Origin of the sequence: Brochothrix campestris FSL F6-1037 (genome assembly GCF_000525915.1) — a bacterium.
Lineage (GTDB): Bacteria > Bacillota > Bacilli > Lactobacillales > Listeriaceae > Brochothrix > Brochothrix campestris.
The window spans coordinates 25,338-45,296 of sequence record NZ_AODH01000004.1 but is presented as its reverse complement, the minus strand read 5'-3'; the positions used below and the strand labels follow the sequence as shown (position 1 = coordinate 45,296).

Sequence of the window (19,959 nt, the reverse complement as noted above, 5' to 3'; positions counted from 1 at the left end):
ATATATTACAACATTCATAAATGTTTAGTATTCAGAACATTTAAAACGAATATACTAATATTTTTCAGTGCGATATGAATTTAATTTCACTTTCATGTATATATACTCTATATAGCCCTATCTCAAATAAGAGGCGGAGCTTAGTTTTATTTCACTTGTAGTTTTTGATCAACGTAAATTTTATTCACGTCTGAAAGCTTGTTCAAGCTCTTGATTTTAGCGGTTGTTGTTGCGTGTTTTTTAGCAATGAACTCGACGTTGTCGCCTGATTTAACAGTGTAGTACTGCTTAGCAACTGTTGTGGTTGTTTGTTGAACGTATGTCTTGTTCGCAGTGAGTAAGTGACCTGATTGCGTTACTAATCGAGGTGTGCCACCACTTGATTTTTTAATGCCTGTGATGACAAATTCAGTGCCTTTTTTGAAACTTGCTACCTGGTTAGATTGCTTATCCCAGTCAGCTCCGTTTTGCGCGTTTTTCTTGCGAAGTGTAGATGCCTTCTTCAAGGTGACACGTTTCGGATTTGTGTTGTAATAGTTATCATTCGCAGCAGCTGTTACTTTCGCAACGTCCTGTGCCAACACCCATGAATTAATGCCGCTAAGTAATACAGCTTGTTTTGAGTGTGACTGCGCAATCACTTTTGTTTCTAATACTTTGTAGTTTTTGTTTTTAACTGATGCATCGATTTTTTGCCCGGTGTGGTAGTGAGTAGCTTTATTAAGCAACTTCACTGATTGCCCGACAGAGTAGCCACCCTCTGTGTAATCATTTGCTTGTTCGTTTGCCTCTGTTTTACCCACATAGTAAGATAACGGCTTAGCATCGTTTGTGAGCTTGTTTAAATCAACACCACCTGTGATACCTTTTACTTGTCCACCGTCCGTATATTGCCAAATATCATGCTTGTGGTCGGGTGCGGCTGTTCGGTAAGCTGGAATCCATACAAAGTCAAACTTAGAAGTATCTAAGTTGAACTGCGTGTACGTATGATTCCCTACATATAAACCGATTTTTTTATCAGTTAATGATCGCAACTCTTTAACGAATGCATTTGTTGCCTCACGCATTGTTCCTGATGTGACAGTAAATTCTTCCACATCTATAACGTAAAACTTAGCACTTTTACTTGTGCGATTGTATAATGCTCGTGCTTCTGTTTTTGCATCAGCAGCATTGATATAACGTGCGTATGCATAAGTCCCAAACGGCACATCATGCTTAATTGCTTCTGACTGATTACGGTCAAGATACTTATCTTTATAGTTTGTTCCGTACTGTGCACGAATAATTGCCATGTTTAAATCATCTTTTGCTAATGACCAATTGATGTTGCCTTGCCACTCTGAAACATCAGCAATCTTGGGATTTTTAATATCATTTGCTGATACTGTTAATGCACTACCTAAAAATAGCCCTGTTGCTAATACACCTGCTGTTAATAATTTAATTGTTTTATTCATTATTTATCTCCTTTTGGATTATCGTATTTTTGGGCTTGTGAGCTGTCTGTAGCACCTTCGGTCGTTGGGTCAATAACGACACCTAACAGAACTAAAACGCTGAATACCGCACCTACAATGTCTAATAACTGCGATTGTAGTTGCGTGAAGTTGAAGTCAATTCCCACAACAATTAATAATTTTGAGCATAAAAAAAGGATAGCCGGGATAATGGCCACCCAAAACATTTTTGATTTGATTCGAACTTGCCAGTTAATGCCTAAAAAATTCTTCATATTAATTCTCCTCTTTTCTTAAGTCTGTTATTCGTACGTCATGTTTCGCTAATAAAACCGTATGCTCTTGTAATTTTTTCTCTGCTGAATCTAATCGTTTGGTCGTTGCATCTAATGTTTGTGCTAAAATATCAATGCTTCGTTTGAACGTTTGCATATCAAAACTTAGTCTATCCATTACAAGCTTTTTAAGCATCCAAATAACAAAACTAAATGCTGATGTTAATAAACCGACAATTGCACCAATATCCGCAAATGAGTAATCACCAATTCCGTGCATGTTATACCTCCTCTAAGATGTAATCAAATCCAGTAATGTCTTTGTATTCTTTGGCAGTTAATCGGTTATTCAGCACAAGCTGTTTCATATCGTCTAATGTATATGTTCCGTTGCTATAAGACATTATTACTAGCTTCAAAGCGATAATGCTTGTCATGTCATTCTCCTCCATTCAGATTTGTGGCCAAATACATTTCAGCCACCATTTCAGTCAATTCAGCAAGAGTTAAAGCCTCATTATTTTGTTCTTCGATTGGTTCGATATAGTTTTGATTTAGAATGATGCGATCATCTATTAAAGAAAAATAAAGAGGCTTAAAATCAGCCTCAAAATTCGGTGGTAACCCATACAGATATTCATCATCTCGTCCATCGTCACTTCGGAGTCTGTCAAACTGCCGCGGCAACAGTAGTTCATAGGATACCGCGCCTTCAATTTCTCCGATTAATGCATAGGCTACAATTTCATTTGATTCATTTAAAACAAGCTGCATTAGTCTACCTCCTCTACTTTTCTTAGAGTAAATGTATTTTTATCAAGGGTTGTTTTACTTGTCGTCAAGTCATAGACCGCATCAAAAATAATTTGAAATCCTGTAAGCGTTGAAAAATCAACTTGTGCTTCATAAACACCACCACCACTTCCAGCATCAATTAAATTCAAGTCGTGAATAATAAACTTCTTAGTGTTTGTTAAATCAATGACAGCTACTTTTCCACTTGCACCGGGATAATCATAAGTAATCCGTATCTTACGAGCAAGATTAATCGCACGTGTCAGCTTATAAATGGTGTTTGCGACACCCTTTGCTGAACCAGACCATAAAACAACTGGTTTCAAAGTCGTAATGGACGATTGTAGTGTTGAAATATCAGTATTTGTTGCCAACTTAATCCAGCCAAGCCATGTACTTGTTCCTGCATTATAAGCATTTCGATAAATTTCATTTTTACCAAAGGCGGAAAAGTACACTTCCATGTACCCACCGTCACGTACGTTACGCTTGTAATATCCTGACGAATTAGTTGTATCAGGACCGTTTAAAGGGGTTGTTACATAAATATTTTTACTTTTTAGTTCTGTCACATTTAACATGTCGTAGTTGCTTTCTATTTTTATAGTTCCATCGTCTTTCCATATCTGATCTTTTTGAAAAGTACTAACATCTTCATCTGTCATATTTTGAAGCCAAGGCAACCAAGCGGTTGCTCCCTGTTTACGTTGGCGTGAATATACTTTATTGGTACTGTAGCTTCTAAAAATCTGTAGGTAGTATCCAGAATTGGTTGTAATGTCTATATTACCGGCAAGGACCGTTAAATAACCATTTCCTGTTGTAGGCCCATTTTTAGGACTTAGACAATAAAAATCACCTACGGTAAAAAACGTGTCAATATCTATATTGCTGATAGCCTTTTGTGTTCCATTTGCGTTCCATCTTTGGAATAACTCGCTTTTTTTCCAAAAGTCGCCGTCTTTAATTGCAGCTAACACTTCTTCACTTTTTTTATCAACAGCGTTCATTGCTGTAGTCGAAGTCGTTTCAATGTTTTTTTGACCGCTGGTAACCGCAGCGTTAATAGATATTACAGCTGTTGTTGCCGCAGCCGAAACATCTGCTTGAGCATCAGTTGCTGTATCCTTTAAATCTGACATAGATTGATTGACTATTTTTTCTATCTCGGACTTTCCAGATGCTAAAGTCGTATTCATCAAAGATACATAATCCTCTCCGTTTGCAAGAGCTTCTTCGATAAGCTGAACACGTTCAGTAATAACCGTTTCTAAGTCATGAAATGTTTTTATATATTCAAGTTTAGTTTGAGCACTGTAACTACTTGTAAGACTGTCTTTTAGCGTGAAACTAAACATACGAGTCACAAGAATATTGTCATTTTGATACACGTATATCTGACCAATAACAGGTCCAGTATGTTTTAAAAACCAAGTCGGAATTGTATAACTTATCTCTCCTTTTTCTTCATCAAATACAATAGGTAAATCGTATATTTTACTGCCATCTTGAGCAATCAAGACAATATTGCTTTTCGCTTTTTCTTTTGATAAATTGATTGGCTTTCCGCATCGTGTCAGTATAAAGTGCAAAACTGACGTGTTAATATCTTGATCGTAAAATTCAACATTCAAATCGGATAGCGGTTTAATGCTAGACCCTAGTTCCATGCGAGAGTGATTTACTTTTTTTTATTTTCATCATCGAGACTCCTTTCTAATCAAAAGATAGGTATTGTTAGATACATATAAACAGATGTAATTGCCGGTTCATTAACTGCATCTAATCCATAAAAATTCATGCGGCCATCCGCATTAACGGTCACCTTCGTATAACCAGTTGTCCCTCCTAATGCGCATATTTGCTCCCAGTAAAAATTAGGACGATAGCCTTCAGGTAAGTTAGCAAAAATAGCACCGTCATTATCTTTGAAATTTATTTTTGTTTTCCCTCGAATGATTAAATAATTCCCTTGATTAGCCACACGAAGTTCTTCTACTTCACTAGCGATTGCAGGCACTAAAGGTATCTTTACATAATCTAATTGACCGGCTCGTGTAGCTATCCACGAACTTATGCCATTGTTCATCCGTTGGTGAATGTGTCCGCGCGTACTGCTGTTTTTTGTTAATCTTTGCAATGAATTTCCAGCGCTATCACCTGATAACACTTCAAAGAACCAGCCCGACTCGCCATCTTTTTCAGGATGGTCTTTAAATAGTTTTGCTTGAGGTGTTGTAATGTAATAGGTGTCTGGCAAAATAACATTAGATAACTGATAATCGTAATCTGCAGCTGCGATATATTCCTGTTGTGAACTTACTGACGAGCGAGTGGACCAAATGCCGGCGCTACCATCGTAGTCCAACATTCGTTCAACACTTAAATTTTTCCGACTATAAGAGGACCGTGTCACAATTTGTCGTAAATTATCATGTTGTTCACCAGGTTTATTTTCTACAAAGATTCCAGCATTTTTTAAATTGTGGGGAAGGTAAATCAGTCAATAAAGCACCCATTTCAGCTGTTAAATAATAAACACCTGTTCGTCGTAAATCAGACAGTTTAGTAAGTCCAGTTGGAATGCCATGTGCGCGTCCATCACCTCTAAAATAGGCGTAATTTTGAGATTCTAACGCTCTGAGGCTGTCAAAATGTTCTTGTGCACCTCGTTGGTGGATAGCATAAATCATTTGATAACGTTTAATTGAGTCCCCACTCGTAATTCCCATCAATAATGACTCTTTACCTGTATAAGGGTTGATATAGTAAGCCAAACCTTCAGGCTCCCGATAATCATCAGTAAATCCATTACCTGTCTCATTTGGAAATTCAAACTCACGTGTGATCAGTAATTTTTTTGAGACCATATCATACTTAAAAACTTTCACTGCATTGGTTGACCAACCGGAGTACCAGTACAAAGTAGTGCCGTGTGAAACAGCGCCTTGCATTGGACGGTCGTCATTATTTTCAGTGATAGGCACCTGTACGCTATATAACACCTTATCTATGCCGTTCTTAATGTCATCTAAATGACGTAATTCACATAAACCATCACCACGGCGAATTAGCATGGTGTTATGAAGCATGTCAACGACTGGAGTGAAATAGATGTTTTTCAGACTTGCTGGTGTATAATCTTTCAAGTCCGTTGAATAGTCGAGTGTGCTGTTTTTTACATAAGGAACACGAATTAGACGTTGTTCATCCGCACAATTGTTAGTAATCGTCCAGATATAAATAGTGTCTTTTTCACGTTCCATGCCAAATGTCGTCCCATGTCCAGAATTTGGAAAGTTCATGGTAGATAATAACTTGCTGCCTGCAGGCGATATCTGAGAAATAACAAACCCTTCAGGCGTTTGACTATCTGATTGTGCTGCATAATACTGTGAAGTTTTAGTATCAATACAAAATGCCTGCAGCACAGCATTTCTTCGAGTGGCTAAATTAGAAACGAACATAGGCTCTAGCGTAGCTAAATCAAAGCTATTTTCTAACTCCTCTAACCTTTTAACTAAGGCATCAGTATAGTCCAAACGTTCTTTTAATGTACTGTGTTTCATATCAAACGGTGTTGAATGACGTGCATCGAGTAGTTCTTTTAAAATAACGCCACCAGGATCAATCGAGGCTAAAATATCTTTGACAGATTCAAACCAATCATCAAAATCACCCATCGCGTGTTCAATGTAGTCTTTCAGATTCTCTATCAAATCTGCAATCGTCCAAACATAGTCGCACCCATGATGTAACGGGTGGCTCAGTGCGGACCAAATAACGTTATAACTAAAGTCTTTTGTGCTAAATAGAACATCATCTTCATTTTTAAAGCTAAAGTAAGCTTTACAACGACCGACTGACTGCATCGCAGCTTTATTTAAATGGTATTCAACCAAACCATTTGGTCCATCTGTGATATAAGCTTCATCAACAATAACGTGGTCCTTTGCATCAACCATATTAAATTCCGCAAAAACACCGGTTAAATTTTTAGGTGAGCCGTTTTCATAGATTGTTACTTTGAAAATTTGCGATTCATCATCGTCTTGTCGTACACGAATAAGCCCGATAGAGTTGTTAGGCTCTGTCGTGCTTAAGTTGAATTGGTAGATTGTCATGTGTCACACTCCTTATAATTTACGGTCGTATTAGCCCAAGAAACGGAGCGGGGTCTTGATACGGTCCCCACAGTGCAGTCCCAACACTGAAATGTAGATGAACACCTGTTGAGTTCCCTGTCGTCCCCATGTTGCCTATTTGTGACCCTTTGCTGACTTTAGCGCCTGTAGATACTGAACGAGCATTCAGATGGCCGTATCCTGTAAAATTGCCGTCTGCGTGCTTAATAACGACGTACTCACCAAACCCGCCACTTTCAGCTGTTGGTAAGCTGGCAATAACTTCGCCATCTTCTACTGCAAAAATCGCTGTTCCTAATGAATCTGCAAAGTCCATCCCTTTATGCGTTTCTAAATTACCGGGATTCATTGGATCATCACGATCGCCGAACCACGACGTGATTTGATAACCGGCCGGTACAGGCATGCCATATTTTCCTGCGGCCACTAAGCCATGTAGTTTTTCATACCAAGCCTTCGCCATTGGAATACGCTCTGGATGAGTTACCGCAGGTCGTTCAAAGTTTCGTTCGAAGGCAACCGTTGCCGTCGTGATATCCGTTAATTTTTTAAATTGCGTGGGGCTATAAGGATAATCGGATGTTTGAATGTACTGTCCGTTTAACATATCCCATTCCAATAACTGGAGCTGCACGTTAATCGTGCGATAGTCGCCAGAAATACCAGCTTCTTTCAGCTTACGTTGCACGTATGCTCGACCGGTTTCGCCAGCGTTCGGAGACGTCCATTGCACTAATCCATAACCAGGGCCACCGCTACCTTCTTCAGTGTCGGGTATAATGTACGACTCTTGTTCCATGTTTCCCAATACGCCGGCCACTGCTTGTTCGGACCAATCTCTGTCTTTGAGATAAGACCAAATCGCCCAAGCGTTTTTTTCTTGTTCGGTTGTTAGGCTTGGTGGTGTACCACCGCCTCCACCACCGCCTGAGCCTCCGCCAGTGACTTCTTTTCCGTTAACGAACAGTTTATTAACGTTTAACGTTCCGTCAATTCCCATGTTTCCCATGTGTACCCAACCTGCAGGATTATCTGGATCAACCGCACTGTTAATTTGTCCACCTTTGTATATACCGATGCCATATCCTTTCCCATCATCAATTTGGAAAAGTTCAGCCGCGGTATCTAATGAAATAAAGGCTCCTTTGCCTGTCTTATCTTTTCCAAAATCAGCCGTTCCAGCAATGGCCACTTTCCCTGCTGTCCCAATTCGAGCGAGTTGGATGTCGTCGTTCCAAAATTCGAGACCTGTTTTTGTCAGTTCCATAATTTTATTTTTAGCATTGTAAATCACCAATGCATTATTCACGAGTTGCAATGTATCACCAATGCCATTAAAGCCAACGCGTAACATTTCAGCGTTAAATGTGCCGGCAGTAATTACATCTGCCACAATTTGTCCGTCTGCAGTCATGGCCGCATTAAAAGGGCCATCCACTCCATTTGATGAGTGGCCAAGACCGCCTAAGTTCCAGCGCCACACTTCTTTGGCCGTATTAACGTTGTCAGTGTCCATAATCAAAATTTCAGACGGTTTATTCTTCGGTCTGAAACGAACGTAACCACCAACTGTACCGGTAATTAGATTTGAGGCGCTTAGAATCTTCTCTGAGAGCACCTCACTTTGCAGTTTCAGCTCTTTTCGCACGCTATCTACCGTATTGTTGAAGGTATTTGAGTACATTTCTAAATCATTGCCCAAAACTAATGATTTATAGTTTCCCGTACGCGGTAACCAAGTGTATTCGATCAAACGTTCTTCGACTTCGATATCAATTTCCTGTAGCTGACAATGAACAGTATCGCCTAACTGTAATTCGACTAAACGAATAAATTCTTTGTACTCGTCAGTCCCAGCTAAATCAATAATTGAAAGTTCATGTGTGACTTTCGGTAAATGAATTTTATCTTTATCAAAAAGAGACTGTCCCCATTTTTTCAAATCTTCAATGGTTTTACAGTCTCCGTTTTCACGTTTTTTTTATAATGCGAGTTTCGTCGGTCACGCCCTTAACTTCTAAATAACTGAAGGTTATAGGGTCCTGTTCAACATCATAATCGCCTTCAGGTGTTGCTCCGACTAGAAAAAGTGAGTTGGCCATTGTCGTGACATCGACAGTTTCGGTGATACTATCTAAGTTAATGCCAAAATCGACACGAAAGCCGCGGTCTTGTCCGAGCCGGTCTTTCAACGTAATCTTGAACTGGTCCATATCTAGCTCGCCACCTGTCACGCCAGTTAAGTTCTGACCACCATTGTTACTTCCAATCAGAATGTCTATCGGTGAACCTTGCTTCGCGGTGAACTGATGCGTACTTGTGACATTAGACGCGTATGAAAACCGTTGTTTAAAAGCCAACGACTGTTCCAGACCGGCCATGATTTTAGCACCACTTCCATTAGACTCAAAAAAATTAGAAATGAAGTTTCGATTCGCATCATAACAAATATGAAACCCAGAAAGTTCAATGGTATTCAAACTTTTTTCTTTGATTTGAATACGAAACAGCTGCCACGTTCGATCAGGACAAAGAACTTTTAAAATACAGTTTTCTTTCAGCTGTTCGGAATGTTGGCCATGCATCGCATACACACCAAAGAAACTAAACGCGCCATTTAAAACACGTTTAACCTCTGGTTCATCCTCAAAATCTTTCATTATTAAGCCATTGTGTGTAAAATCAACTTCATTTGCGTCGTATAAACTAATATCGTTAATACCAAACACTCCTTTTTTGCAGTGACACGCGCTTGAAAGCACCGTTCACCTCTATTTCGTTCAGACCTGGTTGCAGTTGTGGGTATTTCCCTTTAGATTTAACGATTGCACCATCAAATATAGCTTGTCCGAGCTCACTATCTAATGTAATGAAGCCCGCTTTTGTGTTCATTAATGAGAACGTGTCACCATTAATGACGAACACTAAGTCACCACCCAACGACTCAATATAAAAAACTGGTTTGGCACTTTCTGTGCCTGCATCGAATAGACGATTGACCCCTGTTTCTAAGTCAATCACAGGGTCCACAACCTTGTATCTAAAGGGCTGACATTCGAAGCTCACACTGAACGTATAGAAAACACCCCACTCGTTTTCGTACTGAAAAGGCGCGCCCATTAGTACACGAGCTTTTCGACACTTGTCTTTATCTGTATGCAAAATTAAATCACCAGAGCCCCTTAGCCAACCTCGAACATCGTCCAACCGGTCGCAGGGAATGGTTATATCTTTGATTTCATAGGTGAAAGAATCATAATCGCCATATGAACGATGTAAGGACCCGTTTCGTCCAGTTATTTTGATAACTTCAACACGTTCTTCGGCAGACACTTCATGAAGTTCATTTTCAATGATGCAGTCATAATCAATCAAACTGTGTTGATTGTTAAAAATAAAATAAGGAACACTCACGCATTCGTCCTCCCTACTCCGAAGTTATTTAAACGTGCCGCTTTTGCAATGCCACGATTCATACGATCAAGCTCATTCATGCTACCTGTATTAATACTGTTAATATGAACATGTTGTTCGACGGTTGTTCCTTTAAGGTTGCCACCAATCCCTTTGCTTTTTTCATCATTAGATAGAGGTGTAACGGTAGTTCTACCATTTGTACTCGAAACAAGTTCCGGTCCAGCTTCACCTACAATCGCTTGGCCATTTAAGAAATGACCACCTTTAGCAAGGTAAGGAATTGGAGAGATTGAGAAGCTATTCCCACCAAATTTAGGCACCCAGTCCGGTATCTTGATATGATTTAAACCACCAATAAACCCATTAATCATACCAATCACAGCATTGAGTGGCGCTTTGAATACCGCGCTTAAACCGTCCATGATGCCTCCGAAAATGTTAACGAGACCTTCCCAAGCGCGGGACCAGTCACCTGTAAAGACACCCGCAACAAAATCAATAATTCCATTAAAATAGCGTTTCATTGCAGAAAAAACATCACTGACAGTAGTTAATATTCCGCCAAAAGACGACTTGAAAAAGCCGGATATAAACTTGAGAATCGTGACAAATATATCTTTAACACCTTTCATGTACATATTGACGCCGTCCCGGAACCAGCCTATTTTTGTGTAACACAAAACAAACGCAGCAATTAATAACCCAATTCCTAAAACAACCGGGTTAAATGACATTAATGCTAAAGCGACCTGTAGCGATTTAACCACTCGAACAATCGCACTAACGCTAGTTACCAGTTGACCTAATATAATTAAGGTCGGCCCAATAGCAGCTACAATACCAACGAACGTCATAATCATTTGTTGCGTGTTTTTGTCAGCCTCACCAAACTTGGTAGCGATTGAAGAAATAACATTCAGTATCGGTGTTAATCCATCCAACATTCCCGCAACAGCATCCATAAAAGGTCCTCCGACAGTAATCATAATGTCAGAAAATTTATTTTTAACCATCTGAAGTTTCGACTCAAATGTAGCATAGCGTGTCTCGGCTTCTTTAGTGAGAGCTGTGTTTTCGCGCCAACCTTCAGCCGACGTATCTAATGCGCCACTTAGTACATCACCGGCACCAGCTAGACGTAGCATCGTATCAACTTCTTGTGTTGAACGGATACCCATGTCTTTTAAAATGCCAGATACATCCTCGCCTGATTTACCGGCCGAGTCCAGTCCTTCAACAAATGAAACAAGTGCACTCGATGCATCCTCTTTCCACGCTTTCTGAAAGTCAGAAGCACTCATGTTCGCAACACTTGCAAAGTTTTCGAGGTTTCCAGCACCACTCATCACGTCGCTATTGATTTTCTGCATGATGCGCGACATAGAACCACCACCGGCTTCAGCATTAATACCAACTGACGACATGGCCGCAGCCAATGCTAATATTTGGTCCTCGCTCATGCCTGCCTGTTTAGAACTACCAGCCAGTCGCAAAGACATTTCGACAATATCAGACTCTGTCGTTGCCATGTTGTTCCCTAAATTAACAATTGACGAGCCTAACTTATCAAAGTTCTCTTGTGGCATTTGCGTGATATTCGCTAATTTTGCTAATGCGGTGGCCGCATCCTCAGAACTCATGTTTGTCGCTTGCCCCATATCAATCATCGTCCGAGTGAACGAAAGAACGTTCTCCGTTTTAATACCTAATTGGCCAGCCGATTCAGCAACTGCATTTATTTCAGTCGTTGCTGCAGGTATTTCTAATGCCATTTTACGAATACCATCTTCAAGGTCTTTATAAGAAAGTGTTACTTTACCGTTCTTATCAACAACCTCATCCACCGTTTTCTTTACACCAGCGAACGAACTTTCGAAGTCAGAAGCTGCCTTAATTGATAGACCGACACCTGCAACGATTGGCGCAGTGACATACATCGACATCGTTTTCCCGACACTTTTCATTTTATTGCCAACTTCAGTCATTTTGTTTAATTTTTCTTTTAGTTCATCGCTGTAAATCGCTTGCTTCTTTAACTCTTGGTTTGTCTTTGCGAGCGAGTCTTTTAATACTTTTTCAGCGCTGTCAGACTTGGCTAACTGCCCATGTAATTTAAGTGATTTATCAGAGTAGGCGCCTGTTTCTTTAACTGATTTTTCGTATTCTTGGCGTAATTTTTCAGTTCGCTTGGTTCCTGCTTCGATTTGTCGTGTTAACTTTTCTTTCGTCGCTTTCAATCGATCGGTGGCGGTGGCATCAGTGCCCATCGCATTCGTTTGCATTCTGTATTTTTGCGCGGCTTCGTTCATGATTTTATTTAGTTGTTTCGCATTTTGTGCAAACTCTACTTGACCGGTCTGCTTGAAATTAAGTACGACGTTTTCTTCTTTTGTCCCCACTTTTTTCACCTCCTACCAAAACGAGCCTTTATCAATAGTGAGTACCTGTTCTTCTTCAAAAAGTTCACCATTTTGCATTTCCAAATATTTAATGTATGAAACAAGCCAAAAACGAGGAGATGCTTTAAGAAAAAAAGCGATATCCCAATGTAGGAGGGACACCGCAACATGCAAATAAACGTCCCAGGGGGTAACTAATTCCTCGGACGTTGCATCTGTTTTCTTCTGTTGTTCGTTCGTGACTTTCATTATTTTTTTAAGTCAGACTCCTGAAAATTCTGGCGCGTAAATACATCCAGACATGTTTCAAAAATAGCTGGTAGCGTATTAAATGGCATAGACGCATTTAATTCTTCCGGTGTACATTCTGTTCCACCGGAGCGCACCATTCCGTAAATCAATGCACGTATAATTTTCAATGTTGAACTTTTAAAAGTAATGGTTCCTTCTTTCAGAAATTCATTAATGTCCCGCTCAAACTGGGCATATTCACCGTATACATCACCGATATACTCCATTGACTCCATCCCAAATGAAATAGGAATTTCAGCCTTTTGAATGGTAACTACGTCACTGTTATGACTGACGTTAACTAAATCTGATAGTTTGGCCATTATTCATCACCTCCAGCAGGTGGTTCTGGAATATTTAATTGTTTTTCTTCGTAGATTGGTTCTTCAATAAACGTTGCGAGATCAATCATATCTGTATCCATGCGAGTGCTGTCATACGCTGAATTCAAGACATCATTAAATAATAAAGCGCCCGCAGTAAATGTCGCTTTAACATCTTTAATCTCGTCATCTTCTTCAGCAGTGACGTATTCAGACTCCGTCGCATTAACCATTTGAACTTTTGGATACCAAACAGCCATTCGCTCACCATCACTAATTCGGCCGATAAAACCGAAGGCAAAATAAGGTAACTCAGTGGCCATCGCACGTTTAAATACGACACCTTTATTTGAAATGACATTTTGTATCTTATCGAGCACTTCGATTGGAATACCGACATGCTCCAGTGATAATTCATGTTCGGTTTCGCGACTAACACGACGAAAAACCTTACTAGAGGCATACTTCACTTTAGTTGAACCGTTCCCTTTAACACCTAACTTAGTAGCAATCGGTAAACGATACAGTTGCTCGTCATAAACCGGTGGTGTTGCAATCGTATCTTCTTCTTTCATCATGACAATCATGATGTCATCAATGCCTTCAAAATACACTTTTTGATTAGCGGCCATAATTACTCATCTCCTTTAATAGTTGTTTACTCATTAAACTTTCAATTTTTGTTTTGTTTTGCGCATAGGTTCCTGAAGCGAAACTTTGTGCACGTTGATTGACCGTACCGTTTTCAACAAAACGCCAATAAAAAGCCGTATCTTCAAATACGACTCTAATTTGTTCATTTTCGATGATGACTTTCACGTGATCACGCATGTGTTTTTTTTGTCTTAAGACTTTTTGGAATTCGTGGTATCATTTGTTCGACATAGTAGGTCGCGGCTTCTTCTAGCGATTTCAATGTAATGTCACTTTCGGCCACATCAGATAACTTGCCTAAATAATCGGCCATTCCTGCAAAACCATTGCCATCAGACGACATCTTCAACACATCCAACCGTTATATAGAAATTAGTCACCGTCTCATCGTTTTCATCACCTTGAATACTATTCATCGGTGAAAAAAGGACCTTTCTTTCGTTCAGAGCATCTCTAATCGCTTTAAATTCATCTTCGACTCCAGTCGTAAACAATGACACTTGGTACTTAGGAAACACCCTGTATATTGACCCTGATGCGCGCTTGTAGTCTTGATTAATATACGTGTAAACGATATACGGATAAGCGGTGTTGCTGGGCGCTTTATCTCGAAACACTGGAAAAGGTGTCTTTTTTAGTAACATGACAAATTCTTTACTGCTAATCGACATAAGCCAAACTCAACTCCATTTCTCGCAATGTCCTGTTTGTAAAGATACGTGTAATGTTGTAATTGACATCATTGATACATACGGCTGACTTTTTTTCAGTGATCAAGGGGTCCCATCGTACTTTTATACGTAAAACAACATTTGTTTTAGCTTGTTGTGATAGATATTTTTCTTCTGCTAAAATACCAAGTTCTTCATACAACAAATCACGTTTCTTTCGATACGTCTGTGTTGGACGATCGTTGGCATCTTTATCAGCTATAATTTCCATCAACGCTGCACGCCACTTCAACCTATTTGTCAGACGTTTTGCCACCGGCTAACACCTCCAAAATTAATAATGGCTCGACTGCTTTTAGCGCTTTCTTTAAGCCATCTTCTGACACACGATATTCAAACATCAAAGCCGCAATCATCACAATTAAATAAGGCTCATCAGAACCTGTAGATTTATTCACATAGTTTGTAGCGGCCTCAACATAAAAAGGGAGCATGGATTCGTCCATGTCCCCTTCTAGTTGAATGTGGCCTTTCAGTTTTGCTATTAAATCATCAGACATTTTCAACGCCCACCTTCGATAACAACGTTGCTTTATTATCGCTTGGAACGTATTCAATCTCTCGCTCATCTAACCACGTTTTAATTTGTGCGACCGTCCAACTTTCGTTAGGGGTAATCACCTCTTTTTCAAGAGGGGGTGTTACTCCCCCGACGGCGGTGTTGGTTCTTCTACAGCTTTTAATGTAAGATGTGCGAAGGCTTTTTCTTGTGTTACTGACCAGTCAATAATGGTATGGCCTTGATACAAGGTCTCGCGTTTTTTAAGATGACGTTCTGTTTCGATTGAGAGTGGTTTATTGGTGTTGCAGATAATACCGTTAGCTGGGTTCCCTAGAACGATTTCATCTGTTGGAACGCCATCATCTTCAACAACTGGAACACCGAAGATTGTACCGACTCCGCCGGCAGATGGCACTGGAATGAAAATGGCACGTCCCGTTTGATCAACGACATTTGCTAATTGATTCCAAATCGTCTCTGATTTCGCATAATACTTTAATCCATCTGAAAAATCAGACGCAATTTTCGAACGCATGCTTGTTAAATCTGTATAACTAACTTTTCCACCTTCGCTTGTTTCCATCGTCTGAGAGGTGCCTGCGAGTTCTACTAATACACCTTTCGGTTGTTTAACTCCGGTCCCGGTGAAAATGCCTTTTCCTAAGGTATGGCCGATTCGTGTCGCAATTTCTCTTTGAATGTAAGCTGTAAATTCTTTGATGCTCATGGCTTCTAATTTAAATGAGATTGTTACATTTTTAACAACTTCAAATCCGCTCAAGACAATTTCTTCGAATTTGTTCTTTTCGTCATTTCCTTCTTCGCCTTCATCTACAAAAGCAGCATCACCTTCAGTAATTTCAGTATGTTTTTTTACTGAGATTTTACCAGGAATGTTCAATTTTTGAACTTCGCCAAAGAACGGATGACGCGCGCTAATCAAACCAATAATGTTACCTACAACTGTTTCTGGAACAAGAATTTCTTGGTCTTTTGCTTGATGTACGTATGTTGTATTGTTCATTCGCTCGTATTCTTCAATTTCTAAATTTGTTAAATCGCGACCCATCAAAACCTTTGCAAACACTTCTTCATAAGACGCATTACCTAAAGCTGGACCCACTGCGGTAGACAAATCTGCCTGACCGATTTGGCTCACGTTTTCTAGACCATTAATCGGATTATGACTTTGCACCTTGTTATCTAATGCCGCTAAGTTCGCTGCCATTTTTGCAGATTCTTCAAATTGAGCATCCAACACTTCAATTTCTTTCATTTTAAGATTAGCGTCTTCTGGATTAGATGCATCTAAAAGCCCTTGCGCTTCATTCACCATTGCAGTTCGTTTTGCTAAATATTCTTGTTTAGTCATAATTATTTCTCCTCTTTTCTAATTTTTAGTAGGTTCAATCGACTTTGTGCCACTAAAAAAGAAGCATCGCCGCCGTTGGCAATTGCTCCTTTTTCTTTATCCATTAAGGATTTTAATTCAGTTATTTTATCGGCAGAGAAAGGTAGATTGCCATAATTGGCAGTAAATGCATAATCTTGTTTTTCTTCAAACATAACCTGATCAACAAAGCCTTTTTCTTTTGCTTCATTCGCCGATAACCAAGTCGTTTTATTCATCATTTCATGGACCTCGACGTCTGATAAACCTGTTTTAATGATATACGCATTTTTTATAGCCGTGTCAGCGGACTTTAACTTTTGTAAGCCCGACTCTATATCGTTCTTGTCGCCTGATAGCGTACCAGAAGCGTTGTGACACATGAATTGTGCGGTAGGTGACATCTTAACAACGTCACCAGCCATTGCAATAACCGATGCGGCACTTGCGGCCAAGCCAACAATTGAAACGGTTACTGTTTTTTCATGTTGCTTCAGCATTGTGTAAATAGCTGACCCGCTCCAAACATCGCCACCCGGCGAGTTTATTTCAACGTCAACATCTTCATTCGCATTACTTTCAAGTGCTTCGGCCACTTTTCGTGGACTTGTTCCTTCAATTTCAAGCCAGTCATACAATTCTTGATAATCATTAGGGATAATTACACCTGAAATTTTAATCTTCGGCATCTTCTTCATCACCTCCTTTACCTTCTCTCAAAGTAGCTGTATCTAATCGAAGGACCATCACATCACCACCTTCAACAGGTGACAAGTTAAAGTAACTCCTCATTTCGTTACGCGTTAAAACACCGCGATCAACTAATGCTGCTAATCCGAGTTTTGTTTTCATGCTCGCGAATGTAAGTGCTGATGATTCAAAAATAATTGAATTGCCGTCAAAACGATCACGTCGACTAAATAGCTTCACTGAAAATTGTCCGGATAACTGCATCAAGACCGGTTCGATTTGGCTTTCATAGTAACTAATCCATTCGTTTTCTGTGTACTTAGATTGCACTATCTTTTCATTTGAATTAAACAATGAATAAATACGCTCTTTAGTCACAGCCATTTGACGTTCATTCGGCACATAATCTTTTGGCTCTATCTGAATAGCTTCTGCTTTTGTATCTACACCGGCAGCTCCTCCAGATTCAGCTTCTTCCGATAAAAAAACTTTTTTGTGAATGCCTTTGTATTTTCTTCAATATCTTCTGGACGAAGTACCTGGTTAAATTTCAATAGCCAACGAATGACATTAGAATTTTTGATGGCCTTAACAATTCCCTGGTCCGTCGTGCTAACGATTTCCATCAAAGGTGCCAATGCGGGTGCTAAACTATCGCCAAAGTAATCATTATCATTAAAATCTTTTCTTAAATGGATGATATCAGCGTATCTAAACGTGTATTGTTTGCCAGTTAGTAAAAAGCAGTTTAAGTATAAGGTCCCTTGTTCGCCTTGTAACAATCGGAACTGCGTACCTACTAGCGGATATAATCTAACCGGATAACCATTCTCATCTCTATCGATTAACGCAAAAGCATTCCCATTCAGTTCAAGTTGATTCGCTAATTTTTCAAGTAGCAGTTGCATGGTCATCATCTCATTCGGTTCTTCCAATAAAAAGCGCATATAAGGATCGTCGTTCACCATTAATTTACCATCAGCATCTTTTTTCATATGTTTAGCAACGGCTTTACCAATGGTCTGTGCTTTAGGCCGCATTGCTGACCGAACAATATCAGACTTGTAAATGTCACCGTTCCATGAATAATAACCAGTCCCGGTGTCACTCATCATTTGATATGAACTGACTTCTGTCGTTTTCTCTTTTGTTTTCTTCTTAAAATTAAACAAACCCAATTTCTCACCGCCCTTCACATCAAATGACAGACTCATATTCTTCCAGATAGCGTTCGTAAATAACATACGCGTCTAAAAGACTTGCTAATCCATCGATACGACGTTTCTTATTTTTACCTTTATCTGGTTGAATGTTTCCGTTCCTATCCACTTCAATCGTTGTATTCGACATACACCACTTCAGAACAGGGTTGTTGTTGTAATTAATTACTTTAGAGGCTAAATCTGCGCCTAAGTTGTGCATTGGACCTGAAAGCGTTCGTTTACCTTGCATAACTTGGTCCATCGAGTTTTTACCAAAATTGGACTCCATATCTTTAATAAAGTAAGTAGAGCTCCAATTGTCATAACCCGTTTTGAATAAATAGATGTCATACGTGTTTTGTATTTCTAAAAACCACTCCGTAATGTCGCGATAGTCAATTTTATTACCTTGACTCAACCTTAAGTGTCCGGCATCTTTCCACTTGTCGTAGGGTATTCTATCGTCTTGAATACGTTCTTGAAAAATATCTTCTGGGAGCCAATACATTTGTTTAACATAAATCGTTGGATCCCCCGCAACTCTAAAAATAACTGTGGCGCACGTTAAATCGGTCGTGCGAGATAAATCGACACCACCCACACCATAACGAGGCTTTAATTTAGCGAGGTCATACGTTGCTTCATTGTTCAACTCGTTAAAGGTTAGCCAACTTTCTGTGGCTGTTTCACGAATATTAAACTCTTTACACACTAAGTTTTTAACAAGCCGGAGGTTTTGTTTCGCTTTCCCTACTTTTTCACGTAAGGTTCGGAGGTTTTTAATTGTTCCCAGTCCAGGATTTGCCTTTTTCCAACAATCCTCGTCCTTCCATTCCTCTCGCTTATCCAATTCATACACAAAAAAAAATAGACCTCTCATCGGAGTATCCATCGTCTAAGTCATATCCTGAAATGGTCATCTCGGCTTCATCATAAATCTCATCGTAAATATCTTCACGAATAACACCTGCAGTTGATGTCATAAAAATAAGTGGCTGCTCTCTGGCAGCTATACCATCAACAATAATGTCATAAAGAGGTCGGCCGTGTTTCCACTGGTGAAATTCATCCATCAATGCGCCATGAACATTTAAACCATCGAGCGTATCACTGTCACTGGCTAACGGCTTATAAACGCCATCATTAAATTCTTCACTCGATATTTCAGCGACTTTTGTTTTGATTCGCTTACGCAGTGCCGGCGATTTACGCACCATGCTGCGCGACTCATTCCAAATGATTTTTGCTTGGTCTTTTTTTGTGGCCACCGCATATATTTCGGCACCAGGTTCACCATCTGCAACTTGTAAATAAAGTGCAACTGCAGATGCGATTAACGATTTACCATTCTTTTTTCCAATAATCAAAATGGCTCTTTGGTATTTCCGATTGCCTTCGATATCTATAAAACCAAAGATAGAAGCCAACATCGCTTTTTCCCATAATTCCAAAACAATTGGTTTTCCACCCATTTTACCTTTGGAGTGTTTGCAATACTTTTCGATAAAGTCAATAACATGCTGCGCACGATCATGGCTATAATAATATTCACCTTCGACATCATGTAAATCTTTCACTAGTTTTCGGTACGTACGGTAAATCTTTTTACTCACAATTTCAGTGCCACCATTTTGCTTGAACGTTTTCCAATACAAGTAAATCGAACTTTCATCTAGCCGCAA

23 protein-coding genes and 1 pseudogene are annotated in these 19,959 nt (G+C 39.6%); all 24 read right to left on the bottom strand.

Going from position 1 to position 19,959, the window contains the following annotated elements; all coding sequences use genetic code 11:
- Positions 1 to 146: 146 nt before the first annotated feature.
- Positions 147 to 1,463, bottom strand: a complete 1,317-nt coding sequence (locus tag BCAMP_RS12305; protein ID WP_051456783.1) for a GH25 family lysozyme — start codon at positions 1,461 to 1,463, stop codon at positions 147 to 149.
- Positions 1,463 to 1,738 carry a phage holin gene (locus BCAMP_RS01110; protein ID WP_035313006.1) on the bottom strand — a complete coding sequence of 92 codons (276 nt, stop codon included), beginning with the start codon at positions 1,736 to 1,738 and terminating at the stop codon, positions 1,463 to 1,465. Before BCAMP_RS01110 ends, BCAMP_RS12305 begins: the two co-directional genes overlap by 1 nt.
- A 1-nt stretch (position 1,739) precedes the next feature.
- Positions 1,740 to 2,018, bottom strand: coding sequence for a hypothetical protein (locus tag BCAMP_RS01105; RefSeq protein WP_035313004.1), 279 nt, complete (start codon positions 2,016 to 2,018; stop codon positions 1,740 to 1,742).
- A 1-nt stretch (position 2,019) separates the two neighbouring features.
- Entirely contained in the window at positions 2,020 to 2,175 is a 156-nt protein-coding gene (locus BCAMP_RS12930; RefSeq protein WP_156921082.1) for an XkdX family protein, read from the bottom strand.
- Position 2,176: 1 nt separating this feature from the next.
- Positions 2,177 to 2,512 carry a DUF2977 domain-containing protein gene (locus BCAMP_RS01100; RefSeq protein WP_035313003.1) on the bottom strand — a complete coding sequence of 112 codons (336 nt, stop codon included), beginning with the start codon at positions 2,510 to 2,512 and terminating at the stop codon, positions 2,177 to 2,179.
- The gene (locus BCAMP_RS01095) at positions 2,512 to 4,203 is read right to left on the bottom strand and encodes a BppU family phage baseplate upper protein (protein ID WP_035313001.1); all 1,692 of its coding nucleotides are present in this window, start codon (positions 4,201 to 4,203) and stop codon (positions 2,512 to 2,514) included. Before BCAMP_RS01095 ends, BCAMP_RS01100 begins: the two co-directional genes overlap by 1 nt.
- A 50-nt stretch (positions 4,204 to 4,253) precedes the next feature.
- Positions 4,254 to 4,904, bottom strand: coding sequence for a hypothetical protein (locus BCAMP_RS01090; RefSeq protein ID WP_035312999.1), 651 nt, complete (start codon positions 4,902 to 4,904; stop codon positions 4,254 to 4,256).
- 79 nt (positions 4,905 to 4,983) lie between these two features.
- The gene (locus BCAMP_RS01085) at positions 4,984 to 6,657 is read right to left on the bottom strand and encodes a phage baseplate upper protein (protein WP_035312998.1); all 1,674 of its coding nucleotides are present in this window, start codon (positions 6,655 to 6,657) and stop codon (positions 4,984 to 4,986) included.
- 19 nt (positions 6,658 to 6,676) lie between these two features.
- Complete coding sequence (locus BCAMP_RS14560; protein WP_269479245.1) at positions 6,677 to 8,629, bottom strand: phage tail tip lysozyme; 1,953 nt, start codon at positions 8,627 to 8,629, stop codon at positions 6,677 to 6,679.
- Positions 8,630 to 8,648: 19 nt separating this feature from the next.
- Complete coding sequence (locus BCAMP_RS14555) at positions 8,649 to 9,407, bottom strand: phage tail spike protein (RefSeq protein ID WP_198015664.1); 759 nt, start codon at positions 9,405 to 9,407, stop codon at positions 8,649 to 8,651.
- Positions 9,394 to 10,092: a hypothetical protein gene (locus tag BCAMP_RS01075; RefSeq protein ID WP_035312995.1), complete on the bottom strand. Its 699-nt coding sequence runs from the start codon at positions 10,090 to 10,092 to the stop codon at positions 9,394 to 9,396. Before BCAMP_RS01075 ends, BCAMP_RS14555 begins: the two co-directional genes overlap by 14 nt.
- Complete coding sequence (locus BCAMP_RS12300; RefSeq protein WP_051456782.1) at positions 10,089 to 12,494, bottom strand: phage tail tape measure protein; 2,406 nt, start codon at positions 12,492 to 12,494, stop codon at positions 10,089 to 10,091. Before BCAMP_RS12300 ends, BCAMP_RS01075 begins: the two co-directional genes overlap by 4 nt.
- A 248-nt stretch (positions 12,495 to 12,742) precedes the next feature.
- Positions 12,743 to 13,108, bottom strand: coding sequence for a hypothetical protein (locus tag BCAMP_RS01060; protein WP_035312992.1), 366 nt, complete (start codon positions 13,106 to 13,108; stop codon positions 12,743 to 12,745).
- On the bottom strand, positions 13,108 to 13,740 hold the full coding sequence (locus tag BCAMP_RS01055) for a major tail protein (protein WP_035312990.1): 633 nt from the start codon (positions 13,738 to 13,740) through the stop codon (positions 13,108 to 13,110). The genes BCAMP_RS01060 and BCAMP_RS01055 overlap by 1 nt, the downstream gene beginning before the upstream one ends.
- Positions 13,730 to 13,939: an HK97-gp10 family putative phage morphogenesis protein gene (locus BCAMP_RS14195; protein ID WP_232217877.1), complete on the bottom strand. Its 210-nt coding sequence runs from the start codon at positions 13,937 to 13,939 to the stop codon at positions 13,730 to 13,732. Before BCAMP_RS14195 ends, BCAMP_RS01055 begins: the two co-directional genes overlap by 11 nt.
- Positions 13,932 to 14,105, bottom strand: coding sequence for a hypothetical protein (locus tag BCAMP_RS14190; protein ID WP_232217876.1), 174 nt, complete (start codon positions 14,103 to 14,105; stop codon positions 13,932 to 13,934). Before BCAMP_RS14190 ends, BCAMP_RS14195 begins: the two co-directional genes overlap by 8 nt.
- A complete protein-coding gene (locus BCAMP_RS01045; RefSeq protein WP_035312988.1) occupies positions 14,095 to 14,433 on the bottom strand; it encodes a phage protein in 339 nt (112 codons plus the stop codon). Before BCAMP_RS01045 ends, BCAMP_RS14190 begins: the two co-directional genes overlap by 11 nt.
- On the bottom strand, positions 14,423 to 14,749 hold the full coding sequence (locus BCAMP_RS01040; protein WP_035312986.1) for a phage head closure protein: 327 nt from the start codon (positions 14,747 to 14,749) through the stop codon (positions 14,423 to 14,425). The genes BCAMP_RS01045 and BCAMP_RS01040 overlap by 11 nt, the downstream gene beginning before the upstream one ends.
- Positions 14,727 to 14,993, bottom strand: coding sequence for a head-tail connector protein (locus BCAMP_RS01035; protein WP_035312984.1), 267 nt, complete (start codon positions 14,991 to 14,993; stop codon positions 14,727 to 14,729). The genes BCAMP_RS01040 and BCAMP_RS01035 overlap by 23 nt, the downstream gene beginning before the upstream one ends.
- A 141-nt stretch (positions 14,994 to 15,134) precedes the next feature.
- On the bottom strand, positions 15,135 to 16,367 hold the full coding sequence (locus BCAMP_RS01030) for a phage major capsid protein (protein WP_035312982.1): 1,233 nt from the start codon (positions 16,365 to 16,367) through the stop codon (positions 15,135 to 15,137).
- Between the two features lie 2 nt (positions 16,368 to 16,369).
- Complete coding sequence (locus BCAMP_RS01025) at positions 16,370 to 17,074, bottom strand: head maturation protease, ClpP-related (RefSeq protein ID WP_035312980.1); 705 nt, start codon at positions 17,072 to 17,074, stop codon at positions 16,370 to 16,372.
- Complete coding sequence (locus BCAMP_RS14550; protein ID WP_269479244.1) at positions 17,061 to 17,477, bottom strand: phage portal protein; 417 nt, start codon at positions 17,475 to 17,477, stop codon at positions 17,061 to 17,063. The genes BCAMP_RS01025 and BCAMP_RS14550 overlap by 14 nt, the downstream gene beginning before the upstream one ends.
- Positions 17,478 to 17,518: 41 nt before the next feature.
- Positions 17,519 to 18,253 (bottom strand): phage portal protein, encoded by a 735-nt coding sequence (locus tag BCAMP_RS14545; RefSeq protein WP_269479243.1) that lies wholly within the window; start codon positions 18,251 to 18,253, stop codon positions 17,519 to 17,521.
- A gap of 19 nt (positions 18,254 to 18,272) precedes the next feature.
- Positions 18,273 to 19,938 (bottom strand): annotated as a pseudogene (locus tag BCAMP_RS14950) (terminase large subunit).
- Positions 19,939 to 19,959 lie beyond the last annotated feature (21 nt).

Excerpts from the sequence above, each read along its gene's own strand:
- BCAMP_RS01085 (WP_035312998.1), bottom strand. The coding sequence starts at position 6,657 with ATGACAATCTACCAATTCAACTTAAGCACGACAGAGCCTAACAACTCT.
- BCAMP_RS01025 (WP_035312980.1), bottom strand. The coding sequence starts at position 17,074 with ATGCCGAAGATTAAAATTTCAGGTGTAATTATCCCTAATGATTATCAA.
- BCAMP_RS14190 (WP_232217876.1), bottom strand. The coding sequence starts at position 14,105 with ATGTCGTCTGATGGCAATGGTTTTGCAGGAATGGCCGATTATTTAGGC.
- BCAMP_RS01055 (WP_035312990.1), bottom strand. The coding sequence starts at position 13,740 with ATGGCCGCTAATCAAAAAGTGTATTTTGAAGGCATTGATGACATCATG.
- BCAMP_RS01095 (WP_035313001.1), bottom strand. The coding sequence starts at position 4,203 with ATGGAACTAGGGTCTAGCATTAAACCGCTATCCGATTTGAATGTTGAA.
- BCAMP_RS01030 (WP_035312982.1), bottom strand. The coding sequence starts at position 16,367 with ATGACTAAACAAGAATATTTAGCAAAACGAACTGCAATGGTGAATGAA.
- BCAMP_RS12305 (WP_051456783.1), bottom strand. The coding sequence starts at position 1,463 with ATGAATAAAACAATTAAATTATTAACAGCAGGTGTATTAGCAACAGGG.
- BCAMP_RS01105 (WP_035313004.1), bottom strand. The coding sequence starts at position 2,018 with ATGCACGGAATTGGTGATTACTCATTTGCGGATATTGGTGCAATTGTC.
- BCAMP_RS01035 (WP_035312984.1), bottom strand. The coding sequence starts at position 14,993 with ATGTCTGATGATTTAATAGCAAAACTGAAAGGCCACATTCAACTAGAA.
- BCAMP_RS14195 (WP_232217877.1), bottom strand. The coding sequence starts at position 13,939 with ATGCGTGATCACGTGAAAGTCATCATCGAAAATGAACAAATTAGAGTC.
- BCAMP_RS01045 (WP_035312988.1), bottom strand. The coding sequence starts at position 14,433 with ATGTCGATTAGCAGTAAAGAATTTGTCATGTTACTAAAAAAGACACCT.
- BCAMP_RS01060 (WP_035312992.1), bottom strand. The coding sequence starts at position 13,108 with ATGGCCAAACTATCAGATTTAGTTAACGTCAGTCATAACAGTGACGTA.
- BCAMP_RS01100 (WP_035313003.1), bottom strand. The coding sequence starts at position 2,512 with ATGCAGCTTGTTTTAAATGAATCAAATGAAATTGTAGCCTATGCATTA.
- BCAMP_RS12930 (WP_156921082.1), bottom strand. The coding sequence starts at position 2,175 with ATGACAAGCATTATCGCTTTGAAGCTAGTAATAATGTCTTATAGCAAC.
- BCAMP_RS01090 (WP_035312999.1), bottom strand. The coding sequence starts at position 4,904 with ATGTTGGACTACGATGGTAGCGCCGGCATTTGGTCCACTCGCTCGTCA.
- BCAMP_RS01110 (WP_035313006.1), bottom strand. The coding sequence starts at position 1,738 with ATGAAGAATTTTTTAGGCATTAACTGGCAAGTTCGAATCAAATCAAAA.